The following is a 25,331-nucleotide window of genomic DNA, read 5'->3' on the forward strand; positions in this document are numbered from 1 at the left end:
CGACAGATGAGCAAGCAAGAGCACGATCAGGACGAACAACGTGCGCCTTCCGGCGCGGGCAAGGGCGAGTCCCCTGGCGACGCGTCGAAAAAACCGGCTACGGACAAGGGGGCTGCGGCCCAGTCCGGCAATGGCAAGGCTGCGTCGACATCCTCGAATAACGACAAGAGCAAGGCGGCGGAACCTGCCGGAAAAACGGACAGATCCCATGCCAGCCGTCCGGCGACGGACAGTGCCAAGTCCAGGCAGGAAGGCTCGGCAGCACCGGCCAAGGCCCAGGAGGACGGCAAGCCCGGGAAGTCTCAGGACACCAAGCCGGAGCCGGCGAAGACGGGCATTGGTAGCAACGCTGGTACCAGCAAGCCCGGCGACAAGCCCAAGGACACGCCATCCAGGCCGGCCACCCCAGGCACCACCGCTACGTCAGGCAGCGGTAGTGCGGGGACGACAGCCACGCGACCCACGAGTGGCAGTGGCGGTGGGGGTAGCAAGGCCGGTGTCGTCGCGCTGGTCCTGGTCATCCTTTTGCTGCTGGTCGCGGTTATCGCCGGCTGGTGGGCATGGCAGAAGCTACAGGCCCAGCAGTCGCAGCTCTCCCAGGTTTCCCAGGTCCAGAGCAATACCAGTGCCAACGCCGACGCCATCGACGAATTGCGTTCGCAGCTCAGTGGACGCGACCAGCAGCGCCAGCAGGCCGTGCAGGAACTGCGCAACGAGATGCAGCAATATCGTCAGGAGATGAACCAGACGCTCGACGACGTACTGGCGAAGCTGGCCGAGGAGCAGGAAACCAACCCCAACGAGTGGTTATTCTCCGAGGTCGAATATCTGCTGCGTCTGGCCAACCAGCGCTTGCAGCTCGAGCGCGACGTCAACGGCGCGATTTCGCTGTTGCGCACCGCTGACGAGCGTCTGGCAGAGGCCGACAATCCCGCTCTGACCCCGGTACGTCGTGCCATCCAGTCCGAGTTGGGCGAATTGAAATCGGTACCCGACATCGACCGCACTGGCCTCTACCTGCAGCTGATGGCGCAGCAGCAGCAGCTTGCCAAGCTGCCGCTGCAGCAGGATATCGAACAGATTGCCGCCGAGGCAGGCGATACTTCGACGGTCGAGGGCGCCTGGCAGCAGCAGTTGTCGCGTCTGTGGCAGGAAATCAAGGAGCTGGTCGTCGTGCGTCGTCATGACCAGGCCCTGGAAGCCCTGATGACCCCCGAGCAGGAGTCCTACCTGCGCCAGAACGTACGCCTGCAGCTCGAGCAGGCCCAGTTGGCATTGCTCCAGGCCAATCCTGAGCTGTATCGCGCCAGTCTGGAAAAGGCGATCACCCTGATCGAGGGTTACTACGATACCGACAGTGACGGGGTCCAGCAGGTACTGGATACCCTGCGTTCGCTGATGGACAAGACCATCCGCCCCGAGCTGCCTGATATCAGCGAGTCGCTGCAGGCCCTGCGAGACTTCATGACGCGTCGCCAAGGCGGCGGGGGTGGTGAGGCATGAGAAAACTGATACTCATCGTCGTCATCGGCCTGGCCCTGGGGGCTTTGCTGGGCCAACTGATGCAGGCGCTGCCCGGCTACTGGCTGGTGCGTGTCGGCGACACCTCCTTCCAGACCTCGTTCTGGTTTGGCTTGGTGATGCTGTTGGCCCTGTTCGTGGTGCTGCATTTCGTGCTGCGCCTGCTGACGCGCATGCGTCGTCCGGTCAGTCGGCTCAAGGTCTGGAACAGCCGCAACCGCAACCGCAATGCCATGCGGCGTACCGTGCGTGGCCTGGTGGCGCTGGCCGAAGGGCGCTGGAAACGTGCCGAGAAGGCGCTGACCAAGGCGGCTGACGATTCCAGCACCCCGTTGGTCAACTATCTGTCGGCAGCCTTGGCCGCCCACTACCAGGGACGTTACGAGCAGGCCGACACGCTGCTGCGCCGGGCACATAGCAGCACCGAAGGCGCCGACACCGCTGTCGGCATGGTCCAGGCCCAACTGATGCTCGACCGCCAGCAGTTCGAGGAGGCGCTGGCGACGCTGACGCGCCTCGAGAAACAACTGCCCGAGCACCCACAAGTGCTCAAACTGCTCAAGCAGGCCTACCTGAGCGTCAACGACTGGGAAGGCATTCGGCGGCTGATGCCGCGCATGGCCCGTCAGCAGCTGGTCACGCAGGAAGAGCGTCACGAACTCGAGCAGCGTGCCTATCGTGAGCTGATCCTGCAGGCGGCGCGTCACCCCGGCGATGTCGAGCGGGTCCGCAACCTGTGGGCGGACATGCCCGATCACCTGCGTAGCGATGTGGAGCTGGTCGGCCTCTACACCGAGGCGCTGGTGCGTGGCAAGGAGGAAGGCATCGCCGAACGGCTGCTGCGCCATTCCCTCAAGGAGCGTTGGGACAGTCGCCTGGTGCTGCGCTACGGGCTGCTCAACGTCGATCCCGGTCGCCAGCTGGCTTATGCCGAGAAGTGGCTGCAGGAGCGTCCCAACGATCCCGATCTGCTGCTGACCCTGGGCCGTTTGTCGCTACGCAATGCCTACTGGGGCAAGGCGCAGGAATATTTCGAGGCCAGCCAGCGACAGCGCCCCAGCGGTGTGGTATGTGCCGAACTGGCACGGCTGTTCGCCAACCTGGGCGAACACAACAAGAGCCAGCTCTACTATCGCCAGAGCGTCGAGCTGCTCGACAAGTCGCTGCCGGCGTTGCCACAACCCAGCGACAGCAACCGCTAGCCCCGTTCCCTTTGCTCTCCTGGGCGCCGCATGGCGCCCTTTTTTATGCTTGCTGTAGGCACTGCTGCTCTACTTTTGTATACATGTGCCGTCAATCAAGTTGTCCATTTGGTCAGATTTGCCTACCCTGTAGACGAAATCAAACCCCTATCCACAACAATAATGGGATACACCAATGGACCAGAGCCCTTCCGTGCCCTACGACGAGGTGACCCCCGGCGTCCGTGACGAACGCTGGATCGAGCATTACTTCGGCATACGTCGTAGAGGCTCTACACTGCGCACCGAGATGCTTGCCGGTGTTGCCACCTTCCTTGCCGGGATGTACATCATTGTTGTCAATCCGGCCATTCTGAGCGATGCCGGCATTCCTTTCTCGGCGGCGCTGTCGGCCACGGTGATGATCAGCTTCCTCAGCAGTCTCGCCATGGGTTTGTATGCAAGAAATCCGATCCTCGTTGCACCGGGTATGGGGATGAACGCGCTATTCACCTATACCCTGGTGCAGGGCGCCGGCTTGCCCTGGCAGACTGCGCTGGGCTGCGTGTTCTGGTCGGGCGTGATGTTCGCGGTGCTGGCCATGTTCAATGTGCGCAAGGCGATCATCGAGGCGATACCCGACTCGCTACGTTTCGCGATCACCTGTGGTATCGGCCTGTTCATCACCTTCATTGGCTTCAAGAATGCCGGCTTCGTGGTCGCCAACCCGGCCACCCTGGTGTCGCTGGGCAGCCTCGATCCCTCACTGGTCACTTTCTTTCTAGGCATGATGGCGACGGCCATCTTCACGATCCTGCGCTGGAACGGAGCCTTGATACTCGGCATTGCCTTCACCACCCTGCTGGCCCTGCCCATGGGCCGCCTATGGGGTGACGAAGTGCTCGTGCAGTGGAGCGGGCTGGCGGCATGGCCCGACTTCAGTGCTGTCATGCAGGTGGATCTGTGGGGCGCACTCAAGGTCGCCTACCTGCCGTTCATCTTCGTCATGCTGTTTACCAATTTCTTCGATGCGCTGTCCTGCTTCCTGGCACTGTCCGAGTCGGCCGATCTCAAGGACAAGGACGGCAACCCGCGCAATCTCAAGCGCTCGATGACGGTGGATGCCTTCGCCTCGATGATTGCAGCGCCGCTGGGTACCAGTGCCGCACAGACCTTCATCGAATCGGGGGCTGGCGTGTCGCAGGGTGGGCGCACCGGGCTGGTCGCCGTGGTCATTGCGCTGTTGTTCCTGCCGTTTCTGTTCCTCTCGCCGCTACTGTCGCTGGTCCCGGCGATCGCCACGGCACCGGCCCTGATCCTGGTCGGGCTGTTCATGATGTCGCCGATCAGTCAGATCGATTGGAACCGCTTCGATCAGGCCTTTCCTGCCTTCCTGGCGATCATCCTGATGCCGCTGACCTACTCGATCACTCTCGGTATTGCCTTCGGCTTTCTCAGCTTCGTGCTGGTCAAGCTGTGCACCGGGCGGCTGGCCGAGATCAAGCCGGCGATGTGGGTCACGGCGCTGCTCAGCGTGGTGATGCTGGTGACTACCCAGTAGGGCATGTTCTTCCGGGCACAAAAAAGGGGCTGCCGATCCGGCAGCCCCTTTTCACATTCAGGCAACGCGGTCAGCGTGCCTGGGGTGCGTCCACGTCGTCCGAGTCCGGCTTGTCGTGGGACGGGTCGCTGACCCGGTAGGTCTCGGTGTCCGAGGTGGCGGGCTGTTCCGGCTGGGTCTCCACCGCCTGACGACGCTCCTCGGCCAGGCGCAGGTGAGCCGGCGGTGCCGTCCCATCCTTGTTCTCGCCGAAGTACAACGTGGTATGCGGGAACGGAATCTCGATACCCGCAGCGTCGAAGTGGATCTTGACCAGGCGGTTGTAGGCACGGCCCACGCCCCACTGGTCACCCGGCGTGGTCTTGATGATCACGCGGATATTGACCGAACTGTCGGCCAGGGCGGTAACCCCTGCCACGGTGAGCGGCGCCAGGATCTTGTGGCCGTGTTCCTCGCTGGCCTTGAGCTCCTCGAAGGCAGCCTCCAGATGCTCGATGGCGTGATCGATGTTCTCGCGATAGGCAATGCCGTATTCGCCGACGTGGTTACCGAACTCGCGCATGTAGTTGGATACCGTGTCGACGCTGGAGAACGGCACGATGTGATAGGTGCCGGACAGGTCGCGAATGCCCACCGAGCGGATGCTCAGGCGTTCGGCCGTACCGGTGACGCCACCCACCGAGACCACGTCGCCGGTGTTCATAGCATTTTCCACCTGGATGAAGATACCGGTGATGATGTCCTGCACCAGCTTCTGGGCACCGAAGCCGATGGCCAGGCCCAGCACCCCGGCGCCGGCGATCAGCGGTCCGATGTTGATGCCGATCTCGGCCAGCACGATCATGCCGGTCATGGTGATCAGGGTAATGGCCAAGGCGTTGCGGAACAGGCTGAGCAACGTCTTGGCACGGGCAGAAGGCTCGCCGGTGCCGGTCTCGGGGCTCAGGCGGTGCTCGATCAGGCTGGCCAGGGCGATCCACAGCGCGGCTGCCACGACCAGGATGATGATCACGTCGATCAGCTTGCTGACCGTGCCCGAACCAGCGTCGGTGGCGTACCAGGCGGCCAGGTCGAAGATGCCCCAGGCATTCAGCACCAGCAGCACGACGGTAATCAGGATGATGGCGCGAATCACCTTGAGGAAGGTGGGGATGTAAGCGTTCAGCCGCACTTCGAGCTTGGGCAACTTGCGACGCAGATCGTCGGATAGCGTGATGCGCTTGCCGATCAGTTGGGTCAGCACACCGGAGAGCAGCATGCCGATGCCGACAATGATCAAGGTCTGCAGCGTGGCCAGCATGACGCTGGGCAAGGCATCCTCGGGACGCACGATGCTCAGCAGCAACACGACCAGGAAGTAGGCGATGGCAAGCCAATGCCAGAGCTTGGCCAGCAGGTTCAGGGCAACGCGCGAGGCGCCCATGCTGGTTCTGGCGGCACGCGCCTCCAGGGCATGGCGCAGCTTGAGACGATTCTTGAGCACGAAGACCGTGGCATAGACGAACGCCAGCAGCATGACGACCAGCCCGAGGCCGCGACCCAGTGCCGGTGAGAGATAGTAATTGACGATGGGTACTGCAACCAGCATGCCGTAGCCAACGAAGCCGGTCAGCGTGGCCAGCCAGCGGTTCCAGTGTGCGGCTTCCCCGGCAGAGGCCGGCAGCAGGCGTAGTCCCTCGTAGCGGGAGGAGAACAGCATGCGAATCGCGGCCTTGACCAGCTCGATGATCAGGAAGGCGTTGAGGAACAGCGAGGCGCGCGTGGAAAGCTCTCCTGCTTCGCCGATGGCGAAAGTGGCGATGAGGCTACCACCGACGTAGGCCAGGGCTACGACGACGATATCGATCAGCGCGGCAATGGTCACGGCGGCGATGACGCGCAGCAGGGGGCTGCGCCCACTGCCTTGCTGCGACCAGCGGCTGATCTTCGAGAACAAGGGGCGGGCCAGGCTGCGCAGGATCAGGAACGCGGCAAAGGTCGCTATGATCACCAGGGCCAGGTTCAGGGCAGCGCTCGTGATCTCGTCCATGCTGATCCGAGGGCCGGTGTCGGCGCCTGTCGACGTGAAGAGGGCGCCTAGCGCATCGACCAGCAGGGTGAACTGATGGCCCAGATCGCTGGCCACTTCACTGGTGGTTTCGGCCAGTCGCCTGGCCAATGATGCTTCGGCAGGGTTTGGCTCGCCAGCGGCTTCCTGAGCCGCGATCTCGCCAGGGGCCTCGACACTGGTGTCATCACTGGCCAGGGTGCGTAACTGCTCGATCAGGCGCTGGCGGGTGGCATCGTTCTCCAGCAGGTCGGCCAGGGTGGAATAGGCCACGGTGTCGCTGGCGGTATCGCCCGCGGTAGTCTCTGCCTGTTGAGCCAGGGCCGGCATTGCCACCAGGAGCAATATGAGCGCAAGCCAATGACTCAACCGGGCTTTCAGGCGCGGTAGTAACACTACAGACCTCCATGTTGGCGGGATGATGGTCCCGCATTGTCTTGCTGGTTGATGTCAGGGTGAGTTCGGACAGGTGTCGGGACGGCAAGCGGGCCGTACTGCCCCATTAGCATGATACAGACTCTAGTCTGACGGTTTATTCGCGAATAAAAAAGTTTGCTTGTACGCAAGTTGTACAGTCAGCCGTCGTGCGGGAAGGTATAATGCGCTGGTCGCATTGTTTGGAAAAGGACAGCCCAATGCTCAAGGTAACCCTGGATTTGCGCTGCAATGTCTGTGGCGGAGAGCGCTTCATGATTCCCACCCCTAACGATCAGGAACAGGACGTTCGCTGTGCCGATTGTCATGCGTTCAAGTGCTGTAGCGATGCGCTCGAGGAGACGATGGCCAGTGCCAGACGGCGCTTGCCGCATCAGGATCAGTGGGGGTATCTGGCCTCCTGAGTGGCGCTGCCTTTTTTCCTGAAAATGACAAGTGGCAGCGATTGGCCTCCCGGTCGGGTGACCTTTTTGCATGATCGCCCTGCCTGGCAGCCATGTGAGTAGCCTGATTTTTAGCGTCCTCCTCAGTGCAGTAACCCTCGCCTTTTGCCATGAGCCGATTTCATCTCGACGGTTTGGCTTGCCGGTGCCACGCTTGTCATGAAGAAGCCAGAACCACTGGCCGATGAAAGGGAAATATCAAGGGGAATGCCATGAGTGCTGCCGACAGTCGCGCACTGTATGTCTGTCGTCATTGCCAGTGCATGGTCTACATGGATGCACTGACACCTATCAAGCCGCCGTGTCCAACGTGTCTTGCGATCGATTACGATGCTGTCAGCGTGCCTGCCTACACCCAGGCATCGCAGGCCATTACCTATATGCTGACCAGCATCAAGACAAGCTGGCAGCAGGGTGCCCACTGACAGAATGCCTACCAGGCCATCGACTACATGACCTATCGTCGATTTCCTACAAAGCATGCTAACGTGGATTAAACACGGGGCGTCCGTAATTTGGCAGAATGCATATCACGGGGTCACGGAGAGACCTCGCAGGCAAGGAAGCCATACCAGCCAGGACGGCTGATGTACCCAAGGATGCGTGGACAGGATGTCTGCGAAGGGACACAAGGAAAGTGGCGCTCGAAGCGCCCAGAAAGCCCGGCCGCTAGGCCGGGCTTTCTTGCGTCTGGGCCAGAAGTTTCCTGGCGAATTGCCTTGCCACATACCCGCCAACCCTTCCGTGGTCATACTTCGTCTACCGGCTTTTCCAATGTCCCCAGCATGACGTGCAACTCGTTGGCGAGAAATCGCGGTTCCACACATTCGTCGAGATGCCCCGCGGCAAAGCGCAAGAAGCCCAGGGCAGCATGAGACAGGCGCTGGTCGAGGCGGACGATGAACTGCCAGTAGCTTTCTACCGGGAAGTCGCGCACCGGCAAGATCGCCAGATCGGGATGTTCCGGTGGCAGCACGTGTTCGGACAGCACGGCCAGGCCCAGGCCCGCTGCCACCCCCACGCGGATCGCCTCGTTGCTTGCCATCTGCAATGTGGGGCCCAGCGACAGGCCATGTTCCTGCAGCCAGCTCTCGAACAGCATGCGGGTTGCCGACCCGGGTTCACGAAGCAGAAAGCGCTCATCCAGAAGATCATGCATCGCCACTTGCTCCCGCCCGGCGAAACGGTGGGTGTGCGGTGCCACCACGACCAGCGGGTTGCGCAAGAATCGGCCAGCCAAGGCCTGGTCCAGCGACGGTGGGTGGCTGAACACGTAGAGGTCATCGTCCTGATGCTCAAAGCGCGTCAGTACTTGGCGGCGATTGCCGATGTGAAGAGTGACGTTTACCTCGGGAAAGGACTGGCTGAAGGGGCCGAGCAGGCGGGGCAGCACATACTGCGCGGTGCTGACCAGGGCGATGCTGAAGCGCCCCCGCTTGCCGCCGCGTAGCGCTGTCAGATAATCCTGGAAATCATCGAAGCGACCGAGTACCTCGCGGCTGGCCCGATAAAGCTCCCGGCCTGCTTCAGTCGGCATCAGGCGGCCCTGGCTGTTTTGCAGTAGCGATTCGCCCACGGCTTCGGTCAAGCGTCGAAGCTGTTGCGAAACCGTCGGCTGGGTCAGATGAAGCTGACGTGCTTCTTCGCTGACCGAGCCTGTGCGTACTACCGTGGTGAATACTTGCAGAAGCCGGAAGGTAAGATGGCGGACGTTCATTGGCAGTTTCTATGTCGAGTCATAGAGTATTATCCATACTGGATTCGCTAGAAATTTATTAGGGTCAATATATCACGCTCTGCATAATTCGCGGGTTTGCCATTGCCTGCGACAAGAGAGTGATTCATGCCTGATATTGTGGTGATGTTCTTCCTGCTCGGCCTGTTGGCCGGCGTTCTGAAATCCGACCTGGCCATTCCCAAGGCTGCCTACGATACACTGAGCCTACTGCTCATGCTGACCATCGGCCTCAAGGGCGGCATGGCGCTTTACGGCAATCTCGGCTGGTCTGTCGTGCCGGAGCTGTTATCGGTGGCGTCTCTTGGTGCGCTGATCCCGTTGGCGCTGATGCCGGTGCTGCGTCGCGTCGTGCGTCTGTCGCCGGCTGACAGTGCCAGCCTGGCTGCCCACTATGGCTCGGTCAGCGCCGGCACCTTCGCCGTGGCTCTCGCCTTTGCCGAAGGGCGTGGCCTGCCTATCGGTGCGGAGGTCACCCTCTATCTCGTGATGATGGAATTGCCGGCGATCATGGTCGCCATCGCGATTTTCCGCCGATATCGCGGCAAGCATACCGGCGAGGCCATGCAGGGAATCTGGCACGAGACATTGACCAATCGCGGCGTGATACTGCTCGCAGGCGGTGTGGTCATTGGGGCCATGTATGGCCCGGCAGAAGGGGCCAACGTCACCAATCTTCTGACCGGAGCCTTCCATGCCGTGCTGGCCCTGTTTCTGCTTGAGATGGGGCTCACCGCAGCGGGAACCCTGCGTCCCATTCCTTGGCGGCACTGGCGGTTGCTTGCCTTCGCCCTGGCTGCACCGGCTGTGCTTTCCCTGGTGGGCATGTCGGTCGGGGTTATCCTGGGCCTGCCCGCCGGTTCGGTGCTCATCCTGACCGCGCTTGCCGCCAGTGCCTCCTACATTGCCGCACCGGCAGCAATGCGCACGGCCATACCCGAGGCGAATATCGGGCTGGCGATGCTTGCCTCCCTTGGTTTTACCTTTCCGCTGAACGTGATTGTAGGTATCCCGCTCTATCATCAACTGGTTCTGTGGGCTACGGCCTAGGGTCCGTGAGAAAGCTAGTTGTGAATTCGTGGCCGGTATGGCCTGCCAGAGCCATGCCGGTCCGGGGCATCAGCCGGTTGGGCTGTTCCCGGTATGGATTGGAATGCCCCGAAACCGGTATGTGGCCTCTTATATGTTTGTTGCTAACTCACCATTAGCTATTGCTTCCGTCAGCAGAACTAGTGCCCGGGTTGGCTTCAATCGTGAGACGTGGACCAAGAACAAGCACATTAGTCGTAAGATGCAAGCAACCATTCAATTTGTTTGCGACCTTTGCAGCCCCAGCAGAATGCAGTTTACCTGGCCCGTCAATAGCTTATGCCTGGCCTGGTGGTGATTCCTGGAACGCGTTGTCTTGCGTTACGGCGCTTTCTGCGCAGACACAATCAAGGCCGGCATAGTGAAGTCGATCCAGCCATTTTCATGCTGAAAGGGCAGCAGGGATACCTGAGCTTCGCGATCCAGACGGTCGAATTCCTCATCATCAAGTATCCCACCCAGCGTCCATGCGCAGGCGCGTTCTGTGGTGATCAGATCGCTGATGGAGGCAAAGTGTACGTTGCCGTCACGTCTCTCGATTCCTGCCTCGGAAAGTCCGGCATCCAAGCAGAGCATTTGTAGCCGATCCTGATCTCCCAGAATGAACGGGGCGCGAAAGGCGTCGGCGACCGGGGGGCCGAATAGGCGATGCAGCAATTCCACGAGCACAGCGTAGCCAGGCGAGTGGTCCAACGCATCGCAAACGGCAACGGCCAGCTTTCCTCCCGTGCGCAGTACACGCATCATTTCCCGAAGGCCTGCGGCAGGGTCATCGAAGAACATCAGGCCGAATTGACTAACCACACGGTCGAAGCTGGCATCGGGAAAGGGGAGCGCCTCACCTCGACCCTCCCGCCATTCGACAAGAGGATGCTTGAACGCCGCCACGGCTAGCATGTCGGAATTGGGGTCGAGCCCCACCACGCTACCTTGCGCCCCGGCACGTTCAGCCGCTGCGCAGGCGGCAACTCCGGTCCCGCAGGCAACGTCCAGAACCCGGTGTCCGAAGCCTACCGAGGCGGCCTCTGTCATCACGTCTCCCCACTGCTGAAACAGTGCGGGGACGAAAGCCTCCTCGTAGATCTCGGCGGGGGAGAGTGAGTGTTCATGTAATGCTGACATTGTCTGGTCTCCCTTTGCGTCGAGAGAACATATTGAAAGCGGTAATGACCACGACTATTCGTTTCACATGCTGTGGAGCATGGCGGGCTGGGCTTTCCACGCTCTGTCGCTCCTGTTATCCGGCGGGGCTGCAAAGAGACCAGGCCGGACAAGTACACCGAACGCCGACGGCCATGAGGGGAGTCTAGGAGGGCACGATGAACCGTCGCCATGATCAAGGGTCCGGATCGCCCGTCTCGACGTCCGAGACTTTATGGCCAGCGGCGGGTTGCAGAGATGACCCGTTATCCGATGCACTGGAGCATGTCCGGTTGCAGGGCGCCTTGTTCTTTGTCTGGGAGCCGTCATGGCCGTTCGTGACAGCGGTTTCCGATAGCGCAGGACTTCGTCGGGTCATCATGCCTGCCGCCGATCTAATCGTGTCCTATCACATCCTGGTCGAGGGGACGTGTTGGGTATCGGTCGCTGATCAGGAACCTATGTGGCTGGAGACAGGAGATATCCTCGTGATTCCTCACGGCGAGAAGTACGTCATGTCCAGCGTGCCGACACATCCTGACCATTATGCGTACGAGTCGTCTCTTGCTTTCTTTCGCCAGATGGCGGCAGGTGAGCTTCCCTCCGTGGTCGCGGAGGGCGACGGTGTACGGCGAAACAGAATCATCTGTGGCTTTCTCGGCTGCGCGACGCGCCCGTTCAATCCGATATTCGGCGCACTGCCGAGCATGGTTCGTGTGCCGGCTGTCGAGGCCGGCCATGAAGATACCGTTCGGCATATGGTGGATTTCGCTGTGAGAGAGTCTCGCTACAAACAGGAGGGAGGCTTTTGCGTGCTTCTACGGCTCAGTGAACTGTTGTTCGTGGAAATCATCCGCCGCTATCTGGCCCTGGACACTGCGGGAAAGCGAGGGTGGCTGGCCGCCTTGCAGGACCCGGTAGTGGGCCGTGCGCTGCAAGTTCTGCATCGACATCCTGCTGCGTCTTGGACGCTCGGACACCTTGCGCGGGAGGTCGGGACCTCACGCTCCGTGCTTGCCGAGCGCTTCATGCATGAGGTGGGGCTCCCCCCCAAAGAGTATCTAACACGGTGGCGCATGCAGATCGCTGCGCAACAACTGTTAGAGGGCGTGGACAAGGTCTATACCGTTGCCCGGGAGGTCGGCTACGACTCGGAGGCAGCTTTCAGCCGTGCATTCAAGCGCATCGTTGGCACATCGCCTACAGCTTGGCGCGCCCATCGACATGAGTGACAGGGCGGATGCTTCGGCTTGCCGGAAGTCGTCTGGGGCAACTTGCTGCGTTGTGGAGTGTAGCTCGGGCAGGTTAACTAACGGCCAGAAACGAAAAAAGCACCCGCAGGTGCTTGATTCGCAATCATGTTTGGTGGAGGCGGCGGGAATTGAACCCGCGTCCGCCGGTACTCGCTCTTCGGCTCTACATGCTTAGGTCCGTCTTCTGATTTAGCGGCATGAACTCCGACGGGCAGGATTCCATACCGCGATCCTTCTAAGTGTTAACGGTTAACGGGAAGGCGCCGTCAACCGCGATCCTATCAGCTTTAGCTCGTCTCCCCTCCACGATGGATAGGCACATCGCTTTGGGGCCAGGCTAACTACCAGCAGTTTTTAAGCTGCCAGAGCGCCCTGAGCGTAGTTTTCGTCGTTTGCGACTATTTAAATGTGATGTTGGATTTACGAGATACACCACGCTCTCGGCATGCACCTAGGAGGTTGTCACCGGCGTCGAAGCCATGTCGCCCCCGTTGGAACCTGTATATGTTATCAGGTGGGGCCGGGGTATCGCAAGTTCAAGCCCGACTCTTACTTGTTTTCACGCATGATACGTGCCTTCTGGCGATTCCAGTCGCGCTCCTTCTCGGTAGCCCGCTTGTCATGCTGCTTCTTGCCGGTCACCAACGCCAGCTCGCACTTGATCAGGTTCTTCTTCCAGTACAGCTTGAGCGGGACGCAGGTGTGTCCCTTGTCCTGGGTCCGCGAGAAGATCTTGGCGATTTCCTTGCGATGCAACAGCAGCTTGCGAGTCCGTGTCGGGTCGGCCACGACGTGCGTGCTGGCCGTGTTGAGGGGAGTGATGTGGCTACCCAGCAACCAGGCCTCGCCATTCTTGACCAGGATATAGGTATCGGTGAGCTGGGCCTTGCCGGCGCGCATGCTCTTCACTTCCCATCCGGCCAGGGCCAATCCGGCCTCGAAGGTTTCATCGATGTGGTATTCGAAGCGTGCCTTCTTGTTGAGAGCGATGACGTTATCGCCCATCTTGGCTTTTTTCTTGGCCATGAGTCCTCGTGTCTCGTTGTGCCAATGTCCGCCAGGCCTACGATATGAGGTGAGGCATGATATCCTTCAAGGCCTTGGCGTCGAATTTTGCCATGATACGCTTAACGGTGCGTCTACCATAGTGCGCAGGTTGCGCCGGGCCGATACGCTGGCGGGCCCGGTTCATTGAAGACAGCGGAGAGGTGCATGCCAACGGTCAATCGGTCCGCCCTGGTGCGGCATTCCGCCCAAGCCATGTTCGACCTGGTCAATGATTTCGAAAGTTACCCGGAATTTCTTCCCGGCTGTCGGCGAGCCCGGCTCCTCGAGCGGGACCGGGTCCACCTGATAGGGGAGCTGACGCTCGCCAAGGCCGGCGTCGAGCAAAGCTTCACGACACGCAACGACCTGTACGAGCCGGACCGGATCGAGCTGTCTCTGGTGCAGGGGCCATTCAAGCGTCTGAATGGGCAGTGGCTGTTCACGCCGATGGGCGAACACGCCTGCAAGGTCAGCCTGGAGATGAACTTCGAGTTTTCCAACCGCCTGCTGGGGATGGCCTTCGGTAAGCTGTTCAGCCAGGTAGCAGGCCAATTGGTCGATGCCTTCACTCAGCGGGCCGATGAGGTCTATGGCCGCTGAACCCAACGTAACAGGCGAGGCAAAGCCTGCGGCGACCGTGACCGTCGAGGTGGCCTATGCCCTGCCGGATCGCCAGAAGATCGTTACCGTGGCGGTGAAACCCGGCACCACGGCGCGTGACGCCGTGCGACTCGCCGATATGGCTCGCTACTTTCCCGACGTGCCCGAAACTACCTTTACACAGGCGCCGCTCGGCATCTTCGGCAAGCGCCTGCGTGATCCCGAACGACACGAACTGCAAGCCGGCGATCGCGTCGAAATCTACCGGCCACTGCTCATCGACCCCAAGCAGGCGCGCGCCAAGCGCGCCGCCGACACTTCCCGCTAAAGGCTATTCGCAACCGCGCGTCAGAGTGGATCCTCGCCCGTGGTGGGGACGCTCTGCGGCATGGCCGGGGTAGCCGGGCCGCCTTCATCCATGGCCGGGCCGATATCGGTGTCCGTCGAGAGGTTCATGTCGGCCTGCATGTCACCGTAGGTTTCGATGTCCACCAGTTGGTTGCCATCGAAAGTCAGTGTCACGCGGCGTTGCTTGACGTCGCCGTATGCCTCGTCGAGGCGATAGACATAATCCCACTGGTTGGCGTCGAAGGGGGCCGGCAACAGCGGGCTTCCCATCACGTACTGAACTTGCTCACGGCTCATGCCCGGCTGCAGTTGGCTGACCATGTCTTGCGTCACCAGATTGCCCTGGGGCAGGTCACGCTTGTAGACACCGAAGTAGCTGCATCCGCTCACCATCGTGAGGACGAGTGTAAAAGTGACTGTTTTAATCAGATTTTGCATTTGCCCCTATCTTTCACTATCGTTTGCAATTGGTCGATTATACTCGAGTCAATAAGTTACTGCGAAGAGCAACCATGGCCGATAGAAACCAGGAATTACGCAAGGCAGGTCTAAAGGTCACCTTGCCCCGAGTCAAGATACTGCAGATCCTGGAGGCGACTCGCGAAGAAGATCTTCACATGAGTGCCGAGGATGTCTACAAGGCACTTCTCGACGCGGGTGAAGACGTTGGCCTGGCAACAGTGTATCGCGTATTGACCCAGTTCGAATCCGCAGGCTTGGTGGTGCGCCACAATTTCGATGGCGGCCATGCCGTGTTCGAGATGTCCCAGGAAGAGCACCACGACCACATGCTGTGCCTGGAGACTGGCGAGGTCGTCGAGTTCTATGATGCCGAGATCGAGCGTCGCCAGCGCGAACTTGCCGAAGAGCGCGGCTTCGAGCTGGTCGATCATGCCTTGGTACTCTACGTGCGCCCCAAGGGCTCGAATGCCACGCGCCGTCAGGAAGGTGGCGGCGGAGGCCATCGCCGCTGAACGAAGCGTGCGAATTTCAATGAAAAAGCCACGGCGGTTGCCGTGGCTTTTTTTGTGGCTTGAAGGGTGCCGGTCATCAATGGTGCTGATACTGGCTGGCATCCAGCATCTCACGAGCATGGGCCAGGGTACGGTCCGACAGGTGAACGCCACCCAGCATGCGGGCGAGCTCGCGAACGCGGCCGGCCTCGTCGAGCAGGGCCATGTGGGTGAGCGTCACGTCCTCCTTGGCCTGTTTCTCGATGTGGAGATGCTGGTGGGCCTGGGCGGCAACCTGCGGCAGGTGGGTCACGGTCAGCACCTGACCTGACTGGCCCAGGCGCCTCAGCAGTTGCCCGACGATCTCGGCCGTGGCGCCGGAAATGCCGACGTCGACCTCATCGAAGACCAGACTGGGAATCGTGCTGTGACTGGCCGCCACGACCTGGATCGCCAGGCTGATGCGTGACAGCTCCCCGCCCGAGGCGACCTTGGCCAAGGGGCGCGCCGGCTGACCCGGGTTGGCGCTGATCAAGAAGCGCGCCATGTCCATACCGTCCGGCTGGGGCGTCTCCCGGGCCACGACCTCGATCTCGAAACTGGCCTTGCCCATGGCCAGGAAGCCGAGCTGGTCCTGGACTTCCTTGGCGAAGGCAGTCGCCGCCTGGCGGCGAGCCTCGCCGACGGTGCGAGCAAGGGCGCGGTAATCGTCGCGTACCGTCTTGACTTCGGCTGTCAGCGTCTCGAGGTCCTGGTCGCCCCCTTCCAGCGAGTCGAGCTCCGTGCGCAGCTTGCCATGCAGCTCGACCAGTTCCTCGGGCATGACATGATGCTTGCGAGCGATGCGGTGCACTTCGCCGAGGCGCTCTTCGACACTGGCCAGCCGCGCGGGATCGAGCTCGGTGCCGTCGACGAAATGGTGGAGCTCGCGGGCGGCTTCCTCAATCTGGATACGTGCATCGCCCAGCATGGTACAGGCTTCGGCGAGCGGGCCACGACTGGCGCCGGGCAGGTTGCCGAGCCGGGCCAGGGCCTGGTGCAGCAAATTCAGTGCCCCGCCTTCGTCATGATCGCAGCAGTCGGCGGCGAATTGCGCCTCGCGCAAGGTTTCTTCGGCATGGGCGAGCTCCTCCTGCTCCTGCTCCAAGGCTTCGAGCTCACCTTCGCCGAGTGCAAGCTGGTCCAGCTCCTCGACCTGATAGCGCAGCAACTGGCGGCGGGCTTGTATCTCGTCGCTGGTATCGGAGAGTTTCTTCAGCTTGCGGCGTAACCCCTGCCAGTGCCGGTACAGCTCGCCCAGCTCGGCAACGGCACGGGTCTGTCCCGCAAAATCGTCGAGCAGGCGCAGGTGAGTCTCTTCGCGCAGCAGCGCCTGGTGGGCATGCTGGCCATGAATCTCGATGAGGTGCTCGCCAAGCTCCTTGAGATCGCCCACCGTGCATGGCTGGCCATTGATCCATGCCTTGGAGCGGCCGCTGACGGTAATCACGCGGCGCAGCAGGCAATCGTCGCTGGGCAGTTCGCGGGCATCGAGCCAGCCCTGTGCGGCAGGCAGGCCGGAAATGTCGAAGCGGGCCGTGATATCGGCACGCTTGGTGCCGTGGCGTACGCTGCCGGCATCGGCACGTTCCCCCAGGCACAGGCCCAGGGCATCGAGCAGGATCGACTTGCCGGCACCTGTTTCCCCGGTGATGGCAGTCATGCCGCCATGCAGGTCGAGATCGAGTCGGTCGACGATGGCAAAATCGCGAATCGCAAGCTGTACCAGCATGGCCACCTCCGGGCGCGTCTTGGTTCCTGGGCGTCAGGTTTCGCTGTCTGTGCGTTTATACAGTAGTCCATGCCTGGGCTTCAATCACCCTTGTGTCGTATCCGTGTCTGCCCCTTGAGTTCGCCGGCGCTAACCCCATATAGGGGCAAACCGCCAATCAATGCGGCCCGAGTGCCGTTTGACGTTTTTCAGGAGAGCGACATGGCCAAAGATCCACAGACGCGTATGGACGAGGAGCTCGAGCGCAGCGAGCAGGACGCCGAGCCCCAAGCCGAGCCCCTTGAAGGCCAACTCGACGAGACCGGTGCCACCGATCAGCAGGCCATGGCCGACGAGAAGGCGGACGGCACCGATACGCCGGCCGATCCTGAAGCCGAAATCCTGGCGGCCAAGGTCGATGAGCTCGAGCAGGCCCTCGGCGAGGCGAAGGATCAGGCGCTGCGCGCTGCGGCCGAGGCGCAGAACGTGCGTCGCCGCTCTGAGCAAGACGTAGAGAAGGCGCGCAAGTTCGCCCTCGAGAAGTTCGTCAAGGAACTGCTGCCCGTGGTCGACAGCCTGGAGAAGGCGCTCGAGTCGATGGGCGAGGATGCCAGCGAGGCGCATCGCGAAGGTGTGTCGATGACGCTGAAGCTGCAACTCGACACCCTGGCCAAGTTCGGTGTCGAGCCCGTTGAGCCACAAGGCGAGCCTTTCGACCCGCAGTATCACGAAGCCATGGCCATGGTGCCCAACCCGGACCTGGAGCCCAACACCGTCATGGACGTGATGCAGAAGGGCTACCTGCTCAATGGCCGTCTCGTTCGTCCGGCCATGGTGGTGGTCAGCCAGGCGGCGAAATAGTCAATTGTCAGGGGAGCGGCCCTTCAGCCCTTGAAAGGTTCGGTCGAGTCCCCACATAGACGACAAAGACGCGGCGAAAGCCGCAATGAACAGGCAAGCAACGAATCTTCGAGGTGATTATGGGACGCATCATCGGTATTGATCTGGGGACAACCAACTCCTGTGTCGCCGTGCTCGACGGCGACAAGCCTAAAGTCATCGAGAACGCCGAAGGCGCACGCACCACGCCGTCGATCATCGCCTACACCGACGACGGTGAGACGCTGGTCGGCCAGGCGGCCAAGCGCCAGGCGGTGACCAACCCGAGCAACACCCTTTACGCGATCAAGCGCCTGATCGGTCGTCGCTTCAAGGACGACGTGGTGCAGAAGGACATCAAGATGGTGCCCTACAAGATCGCGGAAGCCGACAACGGTGACGCCTGGGTCGAGGTCAAGGGCAAGAAGCTGGCACCGCCGCAGGTCAGCGCCGAAGTGCTGAAGAAAATGAAGAAGACGGCCGAAGACTACCTGGGTGAAACCGTCACCGAGGCGGTCATCACCGTGCCGGCTTACTTCAACGACTCGCAGCGCCAGGCCACCAAGGATGCCGGTCGCATTGCCGGTCTCGAGGTCAAGCGCATCATCAACGAGCCGACTGCGGCTGCGCTGGCCTACGGCATGGACAAGGCGCGTGGCGACAAGACTATCGCCGTATACGACCTGGGTGGCGGTACCTTCGATATCTCGATCATCGAAGTGGCCGACGTCGACGGCGAGACCCAGTTCGAGGTGCTGGCCACCAACGGCGACACCTTCCTGGGCGGTGAAGACTTCGACCTCAAGCTGATCAACTACCTGGTCGATCAATTCAAGGCCGACAGCGGTATCGACCTGTCTGGCGACAACCTGGCCATGCAGCGCCTCAAGGAAGCTGCCGAGAAGGCCAAGATCGAGCTGTCCAGCGCGCAGCAGACCGAGGTCAACCTGCCGTACATCACGGCCGACAACACCGGTCCCAAGCACCTGAACGTCAAGATCACCCGCGCCAAGCTCGAGTCGCTGGTCGAGGATCTGGTCAAGCAGTCGCTGGGACCGTGCAAGACCGCCCTGGCCGATGCCGGTCTCTCCAATGCCGAGATCGACGACGTCATTCTGGTCGGTGGTCAGACCCGCATGCCGCTGGTGCAATCCAAGGTGGCCGAATTCTTCGGCAAGGATGCACGCAAGGACGTCAACCCGGACGAGGCCGTGGCCATCGGTGCGGCGATCCAGGGCGGCGTGCTGGGCGGTGACGTCAAGGACGTGCTGCTGCTCGACGTGACTCCGCTGACGCTGGGTATCGAAACGCTGGGTGGCGTGATGACCCCGCTGATCGAGAAGAACACCACCATCCCGACCAAGAAGACCCAGACCTTCTCGACCGCGGATGACAACCAGACGGCCGTGACCATCCATGTCCTGCAGGGTGAGCGCAAGCAGTCGAGCGGCAACAAGTCGCTGGGTCGCTTCGACCTGGCCGACATTCCGCCGGCGCCGCGTGGCGTGCCGCAGATCGAGGTGGCGTTCGACCTCGATGCCAACGGTATCCTCAACGTGTCCGCCAAGGACAAGGCAACCGGCAAGGAACAGTCGATCGTCATCAAGGCCTCCAGCGGTCTCTCCGACGACGAGATCGAGCAGATGGTTCGCGATGCCGAGGCGCACGCCGCCGAGGACCAGAAGTTCGAGGAAATGGTGCAGCTGCGCAACCAGGCCGACGGCATGATCCACGCCGCGCGCAAGACCCTCGACGAGGCGGGCGACAAGGCCAGCGCCGAGGACAAGGAAAAGATCGAAAGCGCCATCAAGGAGCTCGAGGAAGCGCTCCAGGGCGACGACCAGGAGGCCATCCAGGCCAAGCTGGACGCCCTGACCGAAGCCTCCGGTAGCCTGGCGCAGAAGATGTACGCCGAGCAGTCCGAATCCGCTCAGGGTGGAGCCCAGGGCGGTGCCCAGGCCGACGGCGCCAAGCAGGAAGACGATGTGGTCGACGCCGAGTATGAAGAAGTCAACGACGACCAGAAAAAGCAGTAACCACAACGTCTGACACGGTAACGGCGGCGCGGGGGCAAACGACTCCCGCGTCGCTGTTTCCGTGGACCCGACACGGAGGCGGACAGATCCATGTCCAAGCGTGACTACTACGAGGTACTGGGCGTCGAGCGCAGTGCCGACCAGAAAGAGATCAAGAAGGCCTACCGGCGCCTGGCCCAGAAATACCATCCGGACCGCAATCCGGACGACGACACCTCGGCGGAGAAGTTCCGCGAGGTGTCCGAAGCGTATGAAGTCCTCACCGACAGCGAGAAGCGCGCTGCCTACGACCAGTTCGGCCATGCCGGTGTCGACGGACAGGCCGGCGGCTTCGGAGGCGGCGGCTTCGGCGGTGCCGGGGCCGGTGGCTTCAGCGACATCTTCGGCGATGTCTTCGGCGACATCTTCGGTGGCGGCGGCGGTGCCCGGCGCAACCCCAATGCGCCACAGCGCGGTGCCGACCTGCGCTACAACCTCGAGCTCGATCTTGAGGATGCAGTCACCGGCACTACCGTCGACATCCGTGTACCACGCCATGTGGAATGCGGCCATTGCGATGGCAACGGCGCTGAGCCCGGTTCCAGCAAGGAAACTTGCCCGACCTGTCATGGCATGGGCCAGGTGCGCATGCAGCAGGGCTTTTTCGCCGTGCAGCAGACTTGCCCGACCTGTCACGGTCGCGGCGAGGTCATCAAGGTGCCGTGCCGCGAATGTCGTGGCGAGGGGCGCGTACGGGAGACTCGGACCCTGTCGGTGAAGATTCCCGCTGGCGTAGATACCGGCGATCGCATCCGCCTCAACAACGAGGGCGAAGCGGGCGCCAACGGCGGACCACCGGGCGATCTCTACGTTCAGGTGGCCATCAAGTCGCACCCGATCTTCGAGCGCGACGGCCGCCATCTGCACTGCGAAGTGCCGATCAACTTCATCGATGCGGCCCTGGGCGGCGAGCTGGAAGTGCCGACGCTGGAAGGCCGGGTGAAACTCAAGATTCCGCCCGAGACCCAGACCGGCAAGCTGTTCCGCCTGCGCGGCAAGGGTGTCAAGCCGGTGCGCGGCGGCCCGCCAGGCGACCTGCTGTGCAAGGTCGTGCTGGAAACCCCGGTCAACCTGACCGAGCACCAGAAAGACCTGCTGCGCCAGTTCCAGGACAGCTTGGGCAACAGCAATACCCACTCGCCCAAGAAGGATGGCTGGTTCGACGGCGTGAAGAAGTTCTTCGAGGACATGAAGCCGTAAGGCTGCATCTTCGGCGGAGTGGCCGAGGCCCCGCGCTCCCCAGGGAGGCGGGGCCTTGTCGTGTCCGGCGGCAGGCTAAGCGTCGTGTTAACGGGGCGCAGGATACGGAAATCCTTCACGTCAGCGGTGTATCATGTCCGGCCGATTTCCAATGCCAAGGCTCGCGGCAGCGCCAGATGCTCGTCATGTTCGCATAAAGCAACCAAGGATCTACATGGACAACGTCACGGATCGGCCATTGGCCGGTATCCTGCTCCGGCTGCTGTCGGGCATCCTGTTCACGGGGATGATGGTATGCGTGAAGGCGGTGAGTACAGAGGTGCCGCTGGGGCAGACCGTGTTTTTCCGCTCGGCCTTCGCGCTGCTGCCCATCGTGATCTTCATGGCCTGGCGGCGGGAGTTCCCTAGGGCCCTGGCCACGCGCCGGCCGTTGGGGCATCTGGTGCGCTCGGGGCTGGGGGCGGCGGCGATGTTCGCCTCCTTCGCTGCGGTGGCGCGGCTACCGGTGGCTGAAGCGACGCTGTTGGCGCAGTTGTCTCCGGTGGCCATGGCCGTGGGTGGCGTGGTGCTGCTCGGCGAGCGCTTCACCCGGCATCGGGCGGTGGCGTTCGCCTTGGTGCTGGCGGGCGTGGTGGCCTTGGTGGCGCCGGACCTGGGCGACAATCAGGATCAGGGGCGCGTGCTGGGCTACGGGCTGGGTGTGCTGGCCGCGCTACTGACAGCGGGAGCGCTGGTGACGGTACGGCGCATCTCACGCACCGAGACGGCGGCCTCCATCGCTTTCTACTTCGTGCTGGTCACGGCGCTGGCCGGACTGGCCACCTTGCCGCTGGGCTGGGTGGCCGTGTCCGGCGAGACGCTGGCACTGCTGGTGCTGGCGGGGTTGTTCGGCGGGGCAGCGCACATCTGCATGACGCTGGCGCTGCGCTACGCCGAGGTTTCGCGCCTGGCGCCTTTCGAGTACGTGGCGCTGATCTGGCCGGTGCTGGCCGACCTGATGATCTTTGGACTGGCACCGTCCCATGGCTTTCTGGTAGCACTGCCCTTGGTGCTTGGCGGGGCGGGCCTGGCGGCGCTGGAGGGGCGCCGCTTCAGACGGCCCCTTCGACAATGAGTTGGGGCAGGCCGCGAGAACAGGGCTCGATGCGGGCCTCGACCTGATAGACACGCCGCAGGAGATCGGGAGTCACCACCTGATCGGTGGGGCCGCAGGTGATGAGCCGGCCGCGCTCGAGGACCATGGCCTGATCGGTGAAGCGCAGGGCATGGCCAAGGTCGTGCAGGGCGGCCATGATCAGCATCTGCCGTTCCTCTGCCAGACGGCGCAGGATCGTCAGCAGGCCGAGCTGGCGATTGAGATCGAGTGCGGAGGTGGGCTCGTCGAGCAGCAGGATTTCGGGCTCCTGCACCAAGGCCTGGGCGGCGCTCAGCAATTGCCGCTGGCCGCCACTGAGGTTGCCGATGTCGCGTTCGCCGAGGGCGGCGATCCCCAGTTCCTCGAGGGCCCGGTCGACATGGGCCAGGTCCTCGTTCTGTACCTTCATCCCGCGCCCCTGCATGCGCGCCAGCAGCACCGCCTCGTAGACGCTGAGCACGGCACTGGCGCCGGTGTCCTGCGGCATGTAGGCCACCGGAGTCGCCGTGCGTGCGCCGGTGATCCTGACATGGCCGCCGCCCTTGAGCATGCCGAAGATACGACGGAACAGGGTCGATTTACCGGCAGCGTTGGGGCCCAGCAGCGCCACGACCTGACCGCCCTGGAACTCGGGCGTGGACACCTCGGAGAGTATTTCCTGGCGACCGTAACTCGCCGATACGCGGTCGAGCTGAAGCGTTACCATGCGGATTTCCGGTGACTGAGGACGAGAAAGAGGAAAAACGGAATGCCCACCAGTGAGGTGATGATCCCGATCGGGATGACCGTGCCGGGAATGATGACCTTCGACAGGACCGAGCCGATGGACAGCAACAGCGCCCCGCAGATCGCCGAGCCGGGCAGGAAGAAGCGCTGATCTTCCCCGAGCAGGAGGCGCGCGATGTGCGGCCCCACCAGTCCGATGAACCCGATGGTACCCACGAAGGCAACGGCGATGGCGGCGAGCAATGACACGAGCGCCAGGACCTCGAGGCGTATCCTGCGGGGGTTGACGCCCATGGAGGCCGCCTTGGTGTCGCCCAGGCGCATGGCAGTCAGCGCCCAGCCATGACGCACCAGCAGTGGAATCACGGCCAGCAGGATACCGAACGTGACCCAGAACTTGGGCCATGTCGCCTTGGTCAGGCTGCCCATGGTCCAGAAGACCACGGCTGCCACGGCCTGCTGGCTGGCGAAGAACTGAATCAGTCCCATCAGCGCGTTGAAGATGAAGACCATGGCGATCCCCAGCAGCACGATCGTCTCGATCGTCACCCCGCGCCTGAGACTCAATGCATAGATGAACAGCGACGTCAGCATGGCCATCAAAAACGCATTGATGGGAATCACGTAATCGACGGCGGCAGGAATGAAGATCACGCCGAAGGCTAATCCCAGCGCGGCGCCGAAGCTGGCGCCTGCCGAGATGCCCAGCGTGAAGGGGCTGGCCAGCGGATTGCTGAGGATGGTCTGCATCTGTGCACCGGCGATCGACAGGCTGGCGCCGACCACGAGCGCCATCAGCGCCACGGGCATGCGGATATCCCAGAGGATGACGCGGACCTGCTCGCTGACGGCGTCAGGCATGAAGAGCGCCGCGACGACTTCCTCGAGGCCATAGCGGGCAGGGCCTAGCGCCAGGTCGGTGCACAGGCTCAGGAAAAGCGCCAGCGTCAGGCCGGCAAGAATCAACTGACGGCGCAAGACCAGGGCGCGGTAGTAGGCGCGCCCGCCGAGCAGGCCGGGGTGAACGGAGGCTTCACTGCTCATCGAGCGAGACCCAGTAGCCGGGCTGGTAGTCGACGGGCAAGAAGCGCTCGTGCAGTTCCTTCATCGTGGCCTCGGGGTCGAGGTCACCGAAGAGCTCGGGGTGGAACCACTTGGCCAGTTGCTGTACGGCCACGAAATAGTAGGGGCTGTTGTAGAACTGGTGCCAAATGGCGTGGAAGTTGTCGTTCTCAACGGCCTTGATACCGGTCATGGCAGTGCGTTCCGTCAGGGCGTCGAGCTTGGCGCGGGCTGCCTCCGGATCGGCTCCCGGGCCGACACCGACCCAGGCGCCGCCGGGGACATAGGCGTCCCAGTGGCCGCCGGTCACTACCACATGGTCGGGGTTGGCGGAAATGATCTGCTCGGGGCTCAGCGTGCCGAACGTGGCGGGAATGATATCGGCGGCAATGTTGTTGCCACCGGCAAGCTCGACGTACTCGCCGAAATTGCCATCACCGAAGCTCATGCAACAATCTTCCGAGTAACCGCCGGCCCGGTCCACGAACACGTCGGGGCGGTCGGGATTCGTATTGTCGATGACGTCCGTGACGCGCTTCATCTGAGCTTCGGAAAAATCGATGAAGGCCTCGGCCCTTTCTTCCTCACCCAGGAGTTGGCCCATGAGCCGCATTGACGGCGTGGTGTGCTGGAGCGGGTCTTCGCGGAAGTCGACATAGACGATGGGGATCCCCAGCTTGGCCAGCTTGTCGTCATAGCTGGCTTCCTCGGTGGCCGCCTTGGCCTCGATGTTCATGAAGACCACATCGGGCTGGAGCGCCGCGGCCTGTTCCACGTCGAACGTGCCATCCTTGAAACCACCGAACGTGGGCAGTGTCTTCAATGACGGAAACTGGTCGGCATACTGCGCATAATTGTCCGGATCGGCTTGTGAAAAGTCCTCGCGCCAGCCCACGACGCGTGCAAAGGGATCTTCCGGCTCGAGCACGCTGAGAAGGTAGATCTGCCGCCCCTCGCCAAGGATGATGCGATCCACCGGGGCATCGACGGTGACCTCCCGGCCGGCGATGTCGGTCACGGTGAGTTCCTTGGCCGGTGCGCTCGCGCAGACCAGAGCAAGAAGTGAGCCACTGACGATGCTGAACAGTTTATGGGCCATGTTTGCTGTATTACCTGCAATGCGTGAGGTGAAGGGCCGGGAGCGCGCCGTC

At 62.1% G+C, this 25,331-nt stretch carries 23 protein-coding genes and 1 other RNA gene; 14 read left to right on the forward strand and 10 right to left on the reverse strand.

All coding sequences use genetic code 11. The annotated features are described in order from the left end of the window. Window positions 1–6 precede the first annotated feature (6 nt). From BM194_RS08990 to BM194_RS09000, 3 genes are all read left to right on the forward strand, one after another. A complete protein-coding gene (locus tag BM194_RS08990) occupies window positions 7–1,503 on the forward strand; it encodes a uroporphyrinogen-III C-methyltransferase (RefSeq protein WP_092845881.1) in 1,497 nt (498 codons plus the stop codon). Beyond that, window positions 1,500–2,723, forward strand: coding sequence for a heme biosynthesis HemY N-terminal domain-containing protein (locus tag BM194_RS08995; RefSeq protein WP_092845883.1), 1,224 nt, complete (start codon window positions 1,500–1,502; stop codon window positions 2,721–2,723). The genes BM194_RS08990 and BM194_RS08995 overlap by 4 nt, the downstream gene beginning before the upstream one ends. Window positions 2,724–2,898: 175 nt before the next feature. Continuing rightward, window positions 2,899–4,263 (forward strand): NCS2 family permease, encoded by a 1,365-nt coding sequence (locus BM194_RS09000; protein ID WP_092845885.1) that lies wholly within the window; start codon window positions 2,899–2,901, stop codon window positions 4,261–4,263. A 70-nt stretch (window positions 4,264–4,333) separates the two neighbouring features. Here BM194_RS09000 and ybiO read toward each other — a convergent pair whose 3' ends face one another. Next, a complete protein-coding gene (ybiO, locus tag BM194_RS09005; protein ID WP_244890922.1) occupies window positions 4,334–6,640 on the reverse strand; it encodes a mechanosensitive channel protein in 2,307 nt (768 codons plus the stop codon). Window positions 6,641–6,945: 305 nt separating this feature from the next. On the opposite strand from ybiO, the gene BM194_RS09010 reads away from it, so the two are divergent. Together BM194_RS09010 and BM194_RS09015 are read left to right on the forward strand one after the other, a co-directional pair. After that, complete coding sequence (locus BM194_RS09010) at window positions 6,946–7,149, forward strand: hypothetical protein (protein ID WP_092845889.1); 204 nt, start codon at window positions 6,946–6,948, stop codon at window positions 7,147–7,149. A gap of 251 nt (window positions 7,150–7,400) precedes the next feature. Next, the gene (locus BM194_RS09015) at window positions 7,401–7,613 is read left to right on the forward strand and encodes a hypothetical protein (RefSeq protein WP_092845891.1); all 213 of its coding nucleotides are present in this window, start codon (window positions 7,401–7,403) and stop codon (window positions 7,611–7,613) included. Window positions 7,614–7,936: 323 nt separating this feature from the next. Here the strand turns inward: BM194_RS09015 and BM194_RS09020 are convergent, their stop codons facing one another. Next, window positions 7,937–8,905: a LysR family transcriptional regulator gene (locus BM194_RS09020; RefSeq protein WP_092845893.1), complete on the reverse strand. Its 969-nt coding sequence runs from the start codon at window positions 8,903–8,905 to the stop codon at window positions 7,937–7,939. Between the two features lie 126 nt (window positions 8,906–9,031). Between BM194_RS09020 and BM194_RS09025 the strand changes: the two genes are divergently transcribed. Then, window positions 9,032–9,973, forward strand: a complete 942-nt coding sequence (locus tag BM194_RS09025) for a sodium-dependent bicarbonate transport family permease (protein WP_092845895.1) — start codon at window positions 9,032–9,034, stop codon at window positions 9,971–9,973. Window positions 9,974–10,333: 360 nt separating this feature from the next. Here the strand turns inward: BM194_RS09025 and BM194_RS09030 are convergent, their stop codons facing one another. Then, window positions 10,334–11,134 (reverse strand): methyltransferase domain-containing protein, encoded by an 801-nt coding sequence (locus BM194_RS09030; protein WP_092845897.1) that lies wholly within the window; start codon window positions 11,132–11,134, stop codon window positions 10,334–10,336. Between the two features lie 197 nt (window positions 11,135–11,331). Here BM194_RS09030 and BM194_RS09035 point away from each other — a divergent pair, with 197 nt between their 5' ends. Continuing rightward, window positions 11,332–12,384, forward strand: a complete 1,053-nt coding sequence (locus BM194_RS09035; protein WP_092845899.1) for an AraC family transcriptional regulator — start codon at window positions 11,332–11,334, stop codon at window positions 12,382–12,384. A 131-nt stretch (window positions 12,385–12,515) separates the two neighbouring features. Here the strand turns inward: BM194_RS09035 and ssrA are convergent. Next, window positions 12,516–12,895: a transfer-messenger RNA gene (ssrA, locus tag BM194_RS09040) on the reverse strand. A gap of 59 nt (window positions 12,896–12,954) precedes the next feature. After that, window positions 12,955–13,431, reverse strand: coding sequence for an SsrA-binding protein SmpB (gene smpB / locus BM194_RS09045; protein WP_092845901.1), 477 nt, complete (start codon window positions 13,429–13,431; stop codon window positions 12,955–12,957). Between the two features lie 186 nt (window positions 13,432–13,617). On the opposite strand from smpB, the gene BM194_RS09050 reads away from it, so the two are divergent. Both BM194_RS09050 and BM194_RS09055 read left to right on the forward strand, forming a co-directional pair. Continuing rightward, on the forward strand, window positions 13,618–14,052 hold the full coding sequence (locus BM194_RS09050) for a type II toxin-antitoxin system RatA family toxin (protein WP_092845903.1): 435 nt from the start codon (window positions 13,618–13,620) through the stop codon (window positions 14,050–14,052). After that, window positions 14,042–14,380, forward strand: a complete 339-nt coding sequence (locus BM194_RS09055; RefSeq protein ID WP_092845905.1) for an RnfH family protein — start codon at window positions 14,042–14,044, stop codon at window positions 14,378–14,380. Before BM194_RS09050 ends, BM194_RS09055 begins: the two co-directional genes overlap by 11 nt. 20 nt (window positions 14,381–14,400) lie before the next feature. Here the strand turns inward: BM194_RS09055 and BM194_RS09060 are convergent, their stop codons facing one another. Beyond that, window positions 14,401–14,838 (reverse strand): outer membrane protein assembly factor BamE, encoded by a 438-nt coding sequence (locus BM194_RS09060; RefSeq protein ID WP_092845907.1) that lies wholly within the window; start codon window positions 14,836–14,838, stop codon window positions 14,401–14,403. A gap of 74 nt (window positions 14,839–14,912) precedes the next feature. Between BM194_RS09060 and fur the strand changes: the two genes are divergently transcribed. Then, window positions 14,913–15,374, forward strand: coding sequence for a ferric iron uptake transcriptional regulator (fur, locus tag BM194_RS09065; RefSeq protein WP_092845909.1), 462 nt, complete (start codon window positions 14,913–14,915; stop codon window positions 15,372–15,374). A gap of 76 nt (window positions 15,375–15,450) precedes the next feature. Here the strand turns inward: fur and recN are convergent, their stop codons facing one another. After that, window positions 15,451–17,124 (reverse strand): DNA repair protein RecN, encoded by a 1,674-nt coding sequence (recN, locus tag BM194_RS09070; protein ID WP_092845911.1) that lies wholly within the window; start codon window positions 17,122–17,124, stop codon window positions 15,451–15,453. Between the two features lie 201 nt (window positions 17,125–17,325). Between recN and grpE the strand changes: the two genes are divergently transcribed. From grpE to BM194_RS09090, 4 genes are all read left to right on the forward strand, one after another. Beyond that, window positions 17,326–17,964, forward strand: a complete 639-nt coding sequence (gene grpE, locus BM194_RS09075) for a nucleotide exchange factor GrpE (RefSeq protein ID WP_092845913.1) — start codon at window positions 17,326–17,328, stop codon at window positions 17,962–17,964. A gap of 119 nt (window positions 17,965–18,083) precedes the next feature. After that, the gene (gene dnaK, locus BM194_RS09080; protein ID WP_092845915.1) at window positions 18,084–20,018 is read left to right on the forward strand and encodes a molecular chaperone DnaK; all 1,935 of its coding nucleotides are present in this window, start codon (window positions 18,084–18,086) and stop codon (window positions 20,016–20,018) included. 90 nt (window positions 20,019–20,108) lie between these two features. After that, the gene (dnaJ, locus tag BM194_RS09085; RefSeq protein WP_092845917.1) at window positions 20,109–21,257 is read left to right on the forward strand and encodes a molecular chaperone DnaJ; all 1,149 of its coding nucleotides are present in this window, start codon (window positions 20,109–20,111) and stop codon (window positions 21,255–21,257) included. Between the two features lie 214 nt (window positions 21,258–21,471). After that, complete coding sequence (locus BM194_RS09090) at window positions 21,472–22,371, forward strand: DMT family transporter (RefSeq protein ID WP_092845919.1); 900 nt, start codon at window positions 21,472–21,474, stop codon at window positions 22,369–22,371. On the opposite strand, the gene BM194_RS09095 is transcribed toward BM194_RS09090, so the two are convergent. Genes BM194_RS09095 through BM194_RS09105 form a run of 3 tightly spaced genes read right to left on the reverse strand, consistent with a single transcriptional unit; the run spans window position 22,349 to window position 25,279 of the window. Further along, on the reverse strand, window positions 22,349–23,098 hold the full coding sequence (locus BM194_RS09095) for an ABC transporter ATP-binding protein (RefSeq protein ID WP_092845921.1): 750 nt from the start codon (window positions 23,096–23,098) through the stop codon (window positions 22,349–22,351). The genes BM194_RS09090 and BM194_RS09095 overlap by 23 nt on opposite strands. Beyond that, complete coding sequence (locus BM194_RS09100) at window positions 23,092–24,162, reverse strand: FecCD family ABC transporter permease (RefSeq protein WP_092845923.1); 1,071 nt, start codon at window positions 24,160–24,162, stop codon at window positions 23,092–23,094. The genes BM194_RS09095 and BM194_RS09100 overlap by 7 nt, the downstream gene beginning before the upstream one ends. Beyond that, the gene (locus tag BM194_RS09105; protein WP_092845925.1) at window positions 24,152–25,279 is read right to left on the reverse strand and encodes an ABC transporter substrate-binding protein; all 1,128 of its coding nucleotides are present in this window, start codon (window positions 25,277–25,279) and stop codon (window positions 24,152–24,154) included. The genes BM194_RS09100 and BM194_RS09105 overlap by 11 nt, the downstream gene beginning before the upstream one ends. Window positions 25,280–25,331 lie beyond the last annotated feature (52 nt).

Source organism: Modicisalibacter xianhensis (assembly GCF_900113605.1).
Lineage (GTDB): Bacteria > Pseudomonadota > Gammaproteobacteria > Pseudomonadales > Halomonadaceae > Modicisalibacter > Modicisalibacter xianhensis.